The 12,045-nt window shown below is 70.4% G+C and carries 9 protein-coding genes; 5 read left to right on the top strand and 4 right to left on the bottom strand.

Going from position 1 to position 12,045, the window contains the following annotated elements:
- Nucleotides 1–385: 385 nt before the first annotated feature.
- On the bottom strand, nucleotides 386–538 hold the full coding sequence (locus tag FJ251_08790) for a DUF1579 domain-containing protein (protein MBM4117825.1): 153 nt from the start codon (nucleotides 536–538) through the stop codon (nucleotides 386–388).
- 128 nt (nucleotides 539–666) lie between these two features.
- Here FJ251_08790 and FJ251_08785 point away from each other — a divergent pair, with 128 nt between their 5' ends.
- Nucleotides 667–3,840, top strand: coding sequence for a pyruvate, phosphate dikinase (locus tag FJ251_08785; GenBank protein MBM4117824.1), 3,174 nt, complete (start codon nucleotides 667–669; stop codon nucleotides 3,838–3,840).
- Here the strand turns inward: FJ251_08785 and FJ251_08780 are convergent.
- A complete protein-coding gene (locus FJ251_08780) occupies nucleotides 3,837–5,768 on the bottom strand; it encodes a S9 family peptidase (protein MBM4117823.1) in 1,932 nt (643 codons plus the stop codon). The genes FJ251_08785 and FJ251_08780 overlap by 4 nt on opposite strands.
- A gap of 242 nt (nucleotides 5,769–6,010) precedes the next feature.
- On the opposite strand from FJ251_08780, the gene FJ251_08775 reads away from it, so the two are divergent.
- Nucleotides 6,011–7,276 carry a cytochrome C gene (locus FJ251_08775; protein ID MBM4117822.1) on the top strand — a complete coding sequence of 422 codons (1,266 nt, stop codon included), beginning with the start codon at nucleotides 6,011–6,013 and terminating at the stop codon, nucleotides 7,274–7,276.
- Nucleotides 7,277–7,308: 32 nt separating this feature from the next.
- Here the strand turns inward: FJ251_08775 and FJ251_08770 are convergent, their stop codons facing one another.
- Entirely contained in the window at nucleotides 7,309–7,932 is a 624-nt protein-coding gene (locus tag FJ251_08770; GenBank protein MBM4117821.1) for a carbonic anhydrase, read from the bottom strand.
- A 62-nt stretch (nucleotides 7,933–7,994) separates the two neighbouring features.
- Nucleotides 7,995–9,380 carry an HDOD domain-containing protein gene (locus tag FJ251_08765; GenBank protein MBM4117820.1) on the bottom strand — a complete coding sequence of 462 codons (1,386 nt, stop codon included), beginning with the start codon at nucleotides 9,378–9,380 and terminating at the stop codon, nucleotides 7,995–7,997.
- Between FJ251_08765 and FJ251_08760 the strand changes: the two genes are divergently transcribed.
- From FJ251_08760 to FJ251_08750, 3 genes are all read left to right on the top strand, one after another.
- Nucleotides 9,364–10,740 (top strand): aldehyde dehydrogenase family protein, encoded by a 1,377-nt coding sequence (locus tag FJ251_08760; GenBank protein MBM4117819.1) that lies wholly within the window; start codon nucleotides 9,364–9,366, stop codon nucleotides 10,738–10,740. The two genes, FJ251_08765 and FJ251_08760, sit on opposite strands and share 17 nt — an antisense overlap.
- Nucleotides 10,741–10,977: 237 nt before the next feature.
- Nucleotides 10,978–11,358, top strand: coding sequence for a transcriptional repressor (locus tag FJ251_08755; GenBank protein ID MBM4117818.1), 381 nt, complete (start codon nucleotides 10,978–10,980; stop codon nucleotides 11,356–11,358).
- On the top strand, nucleotides 11,355–12,045 hold a 691-nt coding region (locus tag FJ251_08750), incomplete at its 3' end, for an ABC transporter substrate-binding protein (protein ID MBM4117817.1). The genes FJ251_08755 and FJ251_08750, both read left to right, overlap by 4 nt.

Genomic DNA, 12,045 nt, shown 5'->3' with positions numbered 1-12,045 from the left:
GGGATGATGAGCTTCCGCATGGCCTCTCCCTCCGGTGTCGTGTCACAGGCTGCGCAATGAGGGCTCGGAAGCCACAAGTATAGCGCATCGTGGCCGGGAAAGGAAAGGGCGGGCGGGGGGGGGGGGCTGCGGGCGCCCCGGCCGGGGCACGCGGGCGGCCCGGCAGACCGAAAAAAAAGCCGGCCGCTCCGGGGAGAGTGGCCGGCCCGTTCCGGGATGGGATCCCAGATCAGAGGCTTGTCCTGGGCTTCGGCCGGAGCCCCCCGGCCCTGAAGCGCTATTTCTTCCGGGCGTAGTCGATCTGAACCATCTTCGTGTTGGCCTCGCCATAGATGAGGTCGTGAATCTCGAAGCCGAAATGGTCCTCGTCGATGAGGCGCAGGACCTACTTCACGGGCTTGCCGATCTCGCCGGTCATCGGCTCGTCCATCTTGCCGCAGAGGCTGAGCGCCTTGCCGTCGGGGTCGAAGGTGCCGGTGGCCGAACACAGCGCGGTGCTCATGTTGTCGAGCCAGACCAGCGCGAATCGCTTGCGCATGCGGTCGTAGGAGGAGCAAGCCGTCCGTTTTTCCCGGCCGCGGCCGCGCGATTTCGGATTCCGCGACCGCCTTGACGCCCCCTGCCCGCAAGGCGCAAGCTATTCCCGACCCCAGCCGGCGGTGCGCGATGCAGGACACTCAGGACCCGGCGGACAGGCTGCCCCTGCCCCTCAGCGACCGGGCCAAGGAACTCGACTGTCTCTTCACGATCGAGGATCGGCTGCTGGACATGGACAGCAGCCTCGCCGACGTCTTCGCGGTGGTGCTGGCGGAAATCCCGCTCGGCTGGCGCTTCCCGGACGTCTGCCGCGCACAGATCCTCTTCGAGGACGAGGTCTACCGCGCCGCCGACTTCGAGCCGACATCCTGGCGCCTGGCCGCGCCCCTGCGCATCCTCGACCGCAACTTCGGCACCCTGGAGGTCTACTACCTCGAGCCGCGCAGCGGTCCCGAGGGCGAAACTTTCACGGCCCGCGAGCGGCGCCTGCTCGCCACGATCGCCGATCGCCTCGCGCACTACATCCTGCACAAGCGCATCGACACGCTGCGCGAGCGCTGGGAGCAGAGCCGCCGCGAAGGCCGGCGCAGCGCCTGGAAGGGCACGCTCCAGATGCTGCGCACCTCGGATCCCGAGCTCTACCTGCGCATGGCGCGCAAGATGCTGAACCACCTCTACGGCATCGGTGTCGAGGACGCACGGTCGATGCTGCTCGAGGCGCGTGCGCTGGCCGACCCGGAGGCGGTGGCGGGCGAACGCAACGTCGCCGGGCAGCGCGGGGGCGCCGATCGCGGCCTGCTGCTCAGCGACCGCCCCTTCGAGCTCGCCGCGCTGCACCTGGGCGGCGAGCAGATCCTGACCCTGGTCCAGAAGTGGCTGGTGGAGGACAAGGCGGGCTTCTTCATCAACGTTCTCTCGAGCCCGCGCAGCTCGCTCAACGAGATCGCCGAGGCCGTGCGCCGCTACCGCTATCTCATCGCCGACGGCACCGGCCTGCCGCTGCCCGTGATGCGCGGCCTGCGCGTGACGCTGGCGCGGCGCTTCCTCACCGAGCAGCTCGACTTCCTGAAGGTGGCCAAGGACTACATCCGGATCTCCGACATGGCCGAGCAGATCGATCGCATGATCCTGCCCGCGGACAGCCAGGGCAAGCTGGGCGGCAAGAGCGCGGGACTGCTGCTCGCGTCTCGTTTGCTGGCCGAGTGCGGGAGCCCCGAGCGGCCCGTCGGCGAGATCCTCGTGCCGAAGACCTGGTACATCGCTTCCGACGCCGTGATGGACTTCATCGCCCACAACGACCTCGAAGACGTCATCGAGCAGAAGTTCAAGGACGTCGAGCAGATCCGGCAGGAGTATCCGCACCTGATCCAGCTCTTCAAGGACAGCCCCTTCCCACCGGAGTTCGTGCGCGGGCTCAGCGCCGCACTCGATGAGTTCGGCGAGACGCCGCTCATCGTGCGCAGCTCGAGCCTGCTCGAGGACCGCCTCGGCACCGCCTTCAGCGGCAAGTACAAGAGCCTTTTCCTGCCCAACCAGGGCACGAAGCAAGAGCGGCTCGCCGCGGCGCTGAACGCGATCGCCGAAGTCTACGCCTCCACCTTCGGACCCGACCCCATCGCCTACCGCCGCGACCGCGGCCTGCTCGAGTTCAGCGAGGAGATGGGCATCCTCCTGCAGGCCGTGGTGGGCCGGCGGGTGGGCAAGTACTGGCTGCCGGCCTTCGCGGGCGTGGCCTTCAGCAACAACGAGTTCCGCTGGTCGCCGCGCATCAAGCGCGAGGACGGCATCGTGCGCCTGGTGCCGGGCCTGGGCACGCGGGCGGTGGATCGCGTCGGCGACGACTACCCCGTGCTCGCGGTGCCGGGCAAGCCGCAGCTCAAGGCCAACCCCGCCGTGGACGAGCAGCTGCGCTACGCGCCGCGCAAGGTGGACCTGATCAACCTCGAGGCGAACCGTTTCGAGACCGTGTCCATCGAGCAGCTGGTCCGCGAGCTGGGCGACGAGACCCCCGGCCTCGAGCTGGTCTACTCGCTGTACAAGGGCGATCGCCTGCAGCGCATCGTCCCGCTGCTCTTCGACCCGAGCACCCAGGACGCCGTGCCCACCTTCGCCGGCCTGCTCGAGACGACACCCTTCCTGACGCACGTCAAGAACATGCTCGACATCCTCGCCGAGAAGCTGGGCACGCCCATCGACATGGAGTTCGCGCACGACGGCGAGCGCTTCTACCTGCTTCAGTGCCGGCCGCAGAGTCACGTCGCCGAGGACGGCCCGGCGCCCATCCCGCGCGACCTGCCCGATGGCGACCGCATCTTCAGCGCGCGCCGCTACGTCTCCAACGGCTGGATGCCTGACCTCACCCACATCGTCTACGTGGACCCCGCCGCCTATGGCGAGCTGCCGGACCGCGAGAGCATGATCGCCGTCGGGCGCGCGGTCGGCCGCCTCAACAAGCTGCTGCCGCGGCGGCAGTTCGTGCTGATGGGCCCCGGCCGCTGGGGCAGCCGCGGCGACATCAAGCTCGGCGTACCCGTGACCTACGCGGACATCTGCCACAGCGCTATGCTCGTGGAGATCGCGCGCCGGGTCGGCGAGTACCTGCCGGACCTGTCCTTCGGCACCCACTTCTTCCAGGACCTCGTCGAGTCGCGCATCCGCTATCTGCCGCTCTATCCGGACGACGCGGGCATCGTCTTCGCCGAGGGCTTCCTGCTCGGCGCGCCCAACCTGCTCACCGCGCTGGTGCCCGAGTGCGCAGCGCTGACCGGCGTGGTGCGCGTGATCGATGTCGCTGCGGCAACCGAGGGCCGGATCCTGCGCGTGCATCTGAACGCGGACCTCGACGAGGCGCTCGGATTCCTCTGCCCGCCCGGCTGCGGACCCAAACCGGAGCCCGAGTTCGCGCCGCCCTTGCTCCCTCATGGCGACGACCACTGGCAATGGCGCCGCCGCATGGCGGAGCGCCTGGCCGCCAGCCTCGACGCCGGGCGCTTCGGCGTGAAGGGCATCTACTTGTACGGTAGCGTCAAGAACGGCATCGCGCGCGCGGACAGCGACATCGATCTGCTCGTGCACGTCGACGCGCGGCGCCCCGAGCGCGACGAGCTGGACCTCTGGCTGGCCGCCTGGGATCAGGCCCTGACCGAGATGAACCGCCTCCGCACGGGCGTCGAGAGGGGCGGGCTGCTCGACGCGCGCATCGTCACCGACGCGGACATCGAGGCCAAGCGCGGCTACGCGGGGAAGATCGGCGCTCTGGTCGACCCGGCGCTGCCGCTGTTCGTGGCGAAGGTGTCCGGCTAGCTCTCGCTGCCCGGCGGCGGCGTCGGCGCCACCGAGCCGCCCAGGTGCTGGCCGAGGAACTTCTCCATCGCTCCGTAGAAGTCGAAGCGGTTCTCCTCGTTCGCGAAGCCGTGGCCCTCGTTGTCCTTGACGATGTACTCGACGTCGATGCCCCGCGCCCGCAGCGCCGTGACGATCTGGTCGCTCTCCTCTTTCTTGACGCGCGGGTCGTTGGCGCCCTGCGCCACGAGGAGCGGCACTTCGATCTTGTCGACGTGGAAGAAGGGCGAGATCTCGCGGATGAGGTCGGGCTCCGTGGCCGGATCGCCGACCATCTCCTTGACCATCGCGATGAAGGGCTCCCAGTAGGGCGGGAAGGCCTCCATCCAGGTGAAGATGTTCGAGACGCCCACGTAATCGACGGCGCAGGCATAGAGGTCGGGCGTGAAGGTGACGCCGGCCAGCGTGGCATACCCGCCGTAGGAGCCCCCGTAGATGCCGATGCGGTCCGGATCGGCGATGCCCTCGCTGATCAGCCACTTGACGCCGTCGGTGACGTCGTCCTGCATCGCGCGGCCCCACTGCTTGAAGCTCTTCGTCCAGAACTCCTTGCCGTAGCCGGTCGAGCCGCGGAAGTTCATCTGGAGGACCGCGTAGCCGCGGTTGGCGAGGAACTGCACCTCGGGGTTGAAGCCCCAGTAGTCGCGCGCCCAGGGGCCGCCGTGCGGGTTGACGACCACCGGCAGGTGCTTGGGTTCGATGCCGCGCGGCAGCGTCAGGTAGCCGTGGATGGTCAGGCCGTCCCGGCTCGTGTACTGGACCGGCTTCATGTCGGCCATCGCCGTCGGGTCGAGCCAGGGGCTCACCTCGACGAGCTTCTCCAGCTTGTCGGTGTCGCGATCCAGGTAGTAGTAGGCGCCGCGCGTCTTGTCGCTGAAAGTGCGCACGAGGACGCGCCGCTCGTCCTTGCTCATGCTGGCGACCGTCACCTCGACGCCGGGCAGCTCGCGCTCGAGGCGCGCCTGGAGCTGCGCGCGGTCCTGGTCGAAGAACTTGTAGCCGCGCTTGTCGGTGAAGTACGCGGCGCCCGTGATCGCCTTGCGGTGGCGCGAGCGCATGAGGTTCTCCACATCGACCTCGGGATGCTCGTAGATCAGCTCCTTGTGCTCGGCCGTGCGCGGGTCGTAGGTGAAGATCGCCGTCTTGTCGCGGCCGATGTTGGAGGCTACGTAGAGGAGCTGGTCGTCGAAGGTGAAGTAGAGCGGCGACAGGGTCTCCTTGAAGTTGGTGGTGATCACCGTCTTGAACGGCTCGTTCTCGTTCTCACGGTAGAGCAGGCTGCTGTTGACGCCGTCGGTGGTGGTGGCGGCGCGGAGGCGGCCGGCGTTGTCCGTCTGCCAGCCCATGATCGTCCCGGGGTTCTCGGCGACCAGCTTCAGCTCGCCGGTGTTCACGTTCACCTTGTAGACGTCGTGGATGCGCGGGTCGCGCCGGTTGATCGCGATCAGCATGTGCTCGTCATCGTCCTCGAGATCGTCGACGAAGCGCGTCTGGATCTTCTCGAAGGGCGTCAGGTCGAGGAAGTTGCCGCCATCGAGGTCCACCGCATAGGCGTGGAAGTTCTCGTCGCCGCCGGAGTCCTGGATGTAGACGAGCCGCTGGTTGTTGGCCCAGCCGTAGCCGAAGATGTCCCGCGCCGTGGCGGCCGTGACCCGCGTGACCTCCTGGCTGCCGATCGCGCGCACGTGGACGTTGAGGCGGCCCTGCCAGGGCTGGAGCCAGGAGAAGTGGCGGCCGTCGGGGGAGAGCTGGTAGGCGGTCTGCTCCGGGTTGCGGAAGAAGTCCTGCATTGCGATCAACTTCGCCGGCTCCTCCTTCTTGCCGCCGCAGCCCGCCGCCGTCGCCAGGGACAGCGCGAGCAGACAGGCGGTGACTAGCTGCCTGGTCATCCTCTTCTCCTCGTCGATCGGGGTGATCGGAGCGATTGCGGCGCCCCGATGCGGGGACGGCGCCGGCCCCCGCCGGCGCAACGCCCGGACTAGCGAACATAATCCCAGCGGGTTTCGATTCCCAGCGCTTCCTGACCGCAAGAGCGCCGAGATCTCGGAAATCGCTCGGCTTTGCCCTGGATCAAGGAGCGGCCGTGACAAAACCCTGACCCTGTCGCCGGCATCAGCCAGGAGGTACGGCCATGCGTTCGACTGCATTCCGGCTCGGCATCGCGCTCGCCGCGCTCGTCTGTGCGGCGGTCGCCGCGCAGGCGGCCCCGGACTGCGTGGGTTGCCACGGCAAGATCACCCCGAACATCGTCGAGGACTGGCGCCTGAGCGCCCACAGCCGCGAGTCGATCGGTTGCGCCGATTGCCACGGCGAGGGCCACAGCAGCGCGGCGGATGTCGCCAAGGTCCAGACCGTCACCCACGAGACTTGCGCCGCGTGCCACCCCGAGCGGGCAGCGGAGTACGGCAAGGGCAAGCATGCCCTCGCCTGGGCCGCCATGAAGGCGATGCCCACCACGCACATGAAGCCGATGGAGCTGATCGAGGGCCAGAAGGGCTGCGGCGGCTGCCACAAGATCGGCATCAAGAGCGAGGCCGAGATCAGCGCGCTCAAGGCGGCCGGCTCCACCTTCGGCCACGCCTCCTGCGACGCCTGCCACACGCGGCACACCTTCTCGGTGGCCGAAGCGCGGCAGCCCGAGGCCTGCTCGAGCTGCCACATGGGCTTCGACCATCCGCAGTGGGAGATGTACTCCAGCTCCAAGCACGGCATCCGCCACCGCCTCAAGAAAGACGGCGTGCTGCCGGAGACCGCCGCCGCCCCCACCTGTCAGACCTGCCACATGGTCGACGGCAATCACGAAGTGCGCACGCCCTGGGGCTTCCTCGCCGTGCGCACGGACGGCCTCGCGCCCTATCCCGGGGAGGATCCCGAGTGGTGGGCCGACCGCGTGACCATCCTGCAGGCCCTGGGCGTGCTCGATCCTGAGGGCAAGCCGACCGGTCGCCTGGACGTGGTCGCCCAGGCCCAGGTGGCGCGCCTGTCCGCCGCCGAGTTCGACGCCGAGCGCGCGAAGCTGACGGCCGTCTGCAGCCAGTGCCACTCTGAGAACTTCGCCCGCGAAGAGCTGGCCAAGGGCGATCGCATGATCAAGGCCGTCGACCGCCTGCTCGCCGAGGCGATCCGCGAGATCGCCGGTCTCTACGCCGACGGCATCCTCGCCAAGCCCGCGGGCTACGCCTACGCCTTCCCGGACCTGCTCACCTTCCACGACTCGCCGACACCGATCGAGAACCGGCTCTTCGAGATGCACCTGGAACACCGCATGCGGGCCTTCCAGGGCGTCTTCCATGCGAGCCCGGACTATGCGCTCTGGTACGGCTGGAACGAGATGGTGCAGGACCTGCATGAGATCAAGGCAATGGCAGCGGATCTGCGCGCCGAGAAGGGCCGCTAGCGGCGCTCTGGCCAGAGACCCGGAGCGCGTCTTCAGCGCTCCGGGTCCAGGAACTCCACGGCGCCCGAGTCCAGGTGATAGTAGGCCGGCAGCACCCTGAGCGGCCCGGCGCCGGCGGGCCGCGCCGGCTCGGGCCAGCGGCGCTCCAGTAGCGCGGCCACCGCCCGTGCGTTCGCCCGCGCCGCGGCCGCGAGCCGCGCCGCCGGATCGCGCGGCAGCTCGCCTCGCGCCGCGGCGGCCGCGATCACGGGAGCGAGCCCCCGGATGAGATCGCCGAGCTGGCCTCCCGGCCGCTCGCCGGCGAGCGCGACCCCCACGGCGCCGCAGCTCTCGTGCCCGAGAACGAGCACCAGCCGCACGCCGAGTCGCTCCACCGCGAACTCGAGGCTGCCCAGCACCGCGCCGTCGAGCGCGTGGCCGGCCACGCGCACGACGAAGAGGTCGCCCAGGCGGGGGTCGAAGATGAGTTCCGGCGGCACGCGCGAGTCGGCGCAGCCCAGCACGGCGGCGAAGGGGCTCTGCCCCGCCCGCAGCTCGGCGCGCCTGTCGAGGTCGAGGTGCGGGTGGGCCAGGCGGAGAGCCTGGTAGCGTTCGTTTCCGGCGCGGAGGCGGCCCAGGGCCGCCTGCCAGGCGGTCGGGCCGGCAGACTCGCTCATGCGGACACTCCCGGGTGCAGCCCCCTGGGGGGGCGCCCGGGAAGGTAGGCCACGCGCCGGCCCTAGTCCACGGGGGATTGCAGCTGCCGCTCGGCGAGGCCCTCCGGGGCCATCTGCGGCAGGTGCACGAGACGCAGGCGCGGCAGCGAGGCCTCGACCTCGCTGGTGCAGAGCTGCTCGATCGTCTCGACTCCGAGGAGCTGCAGCCAGCTCGCCTGGGGCTGGTAGATCGGGGCCAGCTCGGCGTCGATGGGCGCGGGCGTGACGGCGTGGACGAAGAGATCGGCCAGGTGCACCGCGGCCAGGGTGCGCCGGCAGCCCGGGTCGATCTGGCTGATCGACACGTAGCTCGCGGCGTGGTGGTGGCGGATGACCTGGAGGGTCTCCTGGGGCAGGCCCCAGGCCTCGGCCACCGCGGCGCCCAGCCGCGCATGGCGGGCGCCGAGGCGGATCTCCTCCTCGAGCACGCTGCGATCGCTGAACTGCACCGGGTGGTAGAGCGCCTTCGCCCGCTCGGGCCAGACGTTCAGGCAGATGAGCTTGCCGATGTCGTGCAGCAGGGCCGTCGTCGAGATCTTGTCCGGCTCGGCCATGCCGCGGCTCTTGGCGATGGCGAAGGCGACCTTGCTGCTGGCGAAGGAGTGCTGCCAGAGCCCTTCCACGAGCGCCTGCGCCGCGCGATCCGCGCTGCCGAGCCCCTCGTTCACGCAGGCCCGCCAGATGATGTTGCGCACCTCGACATGGCCCAAGTAGACCACTGCGCGAAACACCGAGCCGATCTTCTGGCCCAGTCCGTAGAAGGGCGAATTGACGATGCGCAGCACGAGGCCGGCCAGCGCCGGGTCGCTGAGCACCAGCTCGGTGACCTGCTTGGGGTGGAACTCCGATCCCGTGACGCCGGCGAGGATCTGCTGGCGCGCCTTCAGGCGCCCGCCGATGCTGTCCGCCTGCGCCATGATCTCGCTCATGTCGTCGGCGGCGCCGGCTTCGTCATCGAGGTAGCGGAACTCCTCGGGCGCCGGCTGGAAGCGCCAGGCATCGATGAGGCTCGGGGTCGGCTCGGGGTTGTTCGTGCGCTCCTCGCGCAGGAGCCGATCGGGCTGGAGCGCGGGCTTGCGGCCGGCGGGTAGACTCTCGGGAGCGCGGCGGCTCGCGGGTGTCGGGCGCCGCCCAGGCGCCCGCCCCGCGCCGCTCGGACCGCGCAGGGCCGTGGCGAGCGCGGCAATCATGAGGCCGAGCAGCAGCAGGCCGAAAGCGATGAGAACTGCCAGTTCCATGCGCGCTCGCTTCCCTCGCCGCGTTGGCGGGCGCTCATTGTGCCCGGTCGAGCCCTCGCGGGCGGCAATGCGGGGCGCGCGCCTCCCTCGCGAGGGAGACTTGCGCGCCGCGGGCGGGCGTCCTAGGGTCTCGTGAGCATCCAGGAGGCCGCCCATGCGCATCGACTGCATGAACCCTGCCACCGGCGAGTTGCGCTTTCGCTACGAGACGATGAGCCCGGCGGCCATCGCCGCGGCACTCGCCAGTGCCGAGGCTGCCCAGCGCGAGTGGCGCGCGCTGCCGCTGGCCGCGCGCTTGCCCCTGTTCCGGGCACTGGCCGCCGTCCTGCGCCGCGAGCGGGAAGCCTGGGCCGCGCTGATCACGCTCGAGATGGGCAAGCGCCGTGCGGAATCCCTCGCCGAGATCGACAAGTGCGCCTGGCTCTGCGAGGTCTACGCGGACAACGCGCCGGCCTGGCTGGCCGAGGAGAGCGTCGCCGCCGACGGCCTGCGCCACCGGATCGTCTTGCAGCCGCTGGGCGTCATCCTCTCGATCATGCCCTGGAACTTCCCCTTCTGGCAGGCCCTGCGCTTCGCGGTGCCCGCTCTGCTGGCCGGCAACGCGAGCCTGCTCAAGCACGCGCGCAACGTTCCCGGCTGCGCGGGGGCCATCGCCGGCGCCTTCGCCGAAGCGGGCTTCCCGGCCGGCCTCTTCCAGGCGATCTTCGCCACGCACGCCGACCTGGAAGCGCTCCTCGACGCCGAGGCGATCCGCGGCGTCTCGCTCACCGGCAGCACGGAGGCGGGCGCGCTGATCGCCGCGGCGGCGGGCCGGCGGCTGAAGAAGGTCGTGCTCGAGCTGGGCGGCTCCGATCCCTTCGTCGTGCTGGAGGACGCCGATCTCGCCGCCGCCGTGGCGGGCGCGCGCCTGGGGCGACTCGTGTGCACGGGACAGAGCTGCATCGCGGCCAAGCGCTTCATCGTCGTCGCCCCGCTGGCCGAGCGCTTCGCGGCGGGCCTGGCCGCGGAGTTCCGCGCGCTGGTGCCCGGCGACCCCAGCGATCCGACCGTCACGCTGGGGCCCCTGGTGGACGCGGCCGCCGTCGAGACCCTCGAGGACCAGGTGGCGCGCAGCCTGGCCGCCGGGGCGCGGCTCGTCTGCGGCGGCCGTCGTCTCGCGCGGCCGGGCTACTACTTCGAGGCCACGGTGCTGGCGGAAGCGGCACCCGGCATGGCCGTGGCCGAGGAGGAGGTCTTCGGGCCGGTGGCCCCGGTCTTCAGCGTGCCGGACGAAGAGGCTGCCCTCGCGCTGGCCAACGGGACGCCCTTCGGCCTGGGCGGCTGCGTCTGGACGCGCGACCTCGCGCGCGGCGAGCGCTTCGCCCGGCGGCTCGAGGCGGGCGCGGTCTTCGTCAATTCGATCGTCAAGAGCGACCCGCGGCTGCCCTTCGGCGGGGTGAAACGCAGCGGGCTCGGGCGGGAGCTGTCGGCTTACGGGCTGCGGGAGTTCGTCAACGTGCAGGGGCTCAACATCTACGAGGCCGGGCGCTGAGCGACGGCTTGTGACTAATTTCATTAGGCTTGCGAGACCTGAAGGGGCTTGCATTCCTCCCAATCGAAGGTCAGATTCACTCTCGCGTCGACTATGCCCCGGGCCTGACGCCACCACCACTCCTCCGGGGAGCCTTCGACGGTGCCCGAGCCCCTTGGCCCGGGCATTTTTCTGGGATCCCCCTTGCATTCTATTGAGACTCCGGTATCAATAGGGGGCGCTAGCCCCGAGGTACCAATGGAGCGCCGCACCCGACAGCGCGAGGCCATCCGCCAGGCTCTGGCCGTGGCCGACCGCCCGCTCTCGCCGCAGGAACTGCTCGCGCGAGCGAGCCGTGCGCTGCCCGGCCTGGGCATCGCCACCGTCTACCGGCACCTGACGCGGCTGGATCGGGAGGGCGCGCTGCGCGCGGTGGTGCTGCCCGGCGAGCCGAGTCGCTACGAGATCGCGGGCAAGGACCACCACCACCACTTCCGCTGCCGGGCCTGCACGGCCGTCTTCGAGCTGCCCCACTGTCCGGGCGACTTCGAGCGCCTCGCGCCGAGCGGCTTCCTGGTCGAGAACCACGAGCTCTTCCTGATGGGCCTCTGCGCCGGCTGCCGGGACGGCCAGCGATGAACGCGCGCCGCTGGCTTGCACACCTCGCGCTCCTTGGTCTGGCGGCGCCCGCCGCGGCCGCGCCCCTGCGGGTCGTCGTGAGCATCCTGCCGCAGCGGGCCTTCGTCGAAGCGGTGGCAGGCCCGCACGCCCGGGTCGAGGTGCTCGTTGGACCGGGGCGCAACATGCACACCTACGAGCCGACGCCCAAGCAGATGGCCGCGCTCGCCGAGGCCGACCTCGTGCTGCCCATCGGCGTGCCCTTCGAGCACGCCTGGCTGCCGCGCCTGGCGGCAGCCAATCCGAAGCTGCGCGTGGTCGACCTGCTCGAGGCGGCCGGTGTCGAGCGCTTGCCGATGATCGGCCGCGCGCACGCCGGTCACGAGACGCACGGCGAGGGCGAGCTCGACCCGCACGTCTGGACCGATCCGGGCCTCGTCGCGCGCTTGCTGCCTCCGCTGGCGGCGGCTCTGGCCGAGGCGGATCCTGCGCATGCGGCCGACTACACCGCCGGTGCCGAACGCTACGCCGGCGAGCTGGCCGCGCTGGACGGCGAGCTGCGCAGCCTCTTCGCGGGGCTTGCGGGGCGGCGCTTTCTCGTCTTTCATCCCTCCTGGGGCTACCTCGCCGCGGCCTACGGGCTCGTGCAGGTGGCCATCGAGCACGAGGGCAAGGAGCCGGGCGCGCGGGCCCTGGCCGGCCTCATCG

This window comes from bacterium (assembly GCA_016873475.1).
In the GTDB taxonomy this organism is placed as follows: domain Bacteria; phylum Krumholzibacteriota; class Krumholzibacteriia; order JACNKJ01; family JACNKJ01; genus VGXI01.
The sequence above is the reverse complement of the archived record's forward strand: the minus strand, read 5'-3'. Positions and strand labels throughout refer to the sequence as shown.

Coding starts and splice junctions, on each gene's coding strand:
- FJ251_08785 (MBM4117824.1), top strand. CDS start 667: ATGCAGGACACTCAGGACCCGGCGGACAGGCTGCCCCTGCCCCTCAGC.
- FJ251_08760 (MBM4117819.1), top strand. CDS start 9,364: ATGCGCATCGACTGCATGAACCCTGCCACCGGCGAGTTGCGCTTTCGC.
- FJ251_08775 (MBM4117822.1), top strand. CDS start 6,011: ATGCGTTCGACTGCATTCCGGCTCGGCATCGCGCTCGCCGCGCTCGTC.
- FJ251_08770 (MBM4117821.1), bottom strand. CDS start 7,932: ATGAGCGAGTCTGCCGGCCCGACCGCCTGGCAGGCGGCCCTGGGCCGC.
- FJ251_08790 (MBM4117825.1), bottom strand. CDS start 538: ATGCGCAAGCGATTCGCGCTGGTCTGGCTCGACAACATGAGCACCGCG.
- FJ251_08765 (MBM4117820.1), bottom strand. CDS start 9,380: ATGCAGTCGATGCGCATGGGCGGCCTCCTGGATGCTCACGAGACCCTA.
- FJ251_08755 (MBM4117818.1), top strand. CDS start 10,978: ATGGAGCGCCGCACCCGACAGCGCGAGGCCATCCGCCAGGCTCTGGCC.
- FJ251_08780 (MBM4117823.1), bottom strand. CDS start 5,768: ATGACCAGGCAGCTAGTCACCGCCTGTCTGCTCGCGCTGTCCCTGGCG.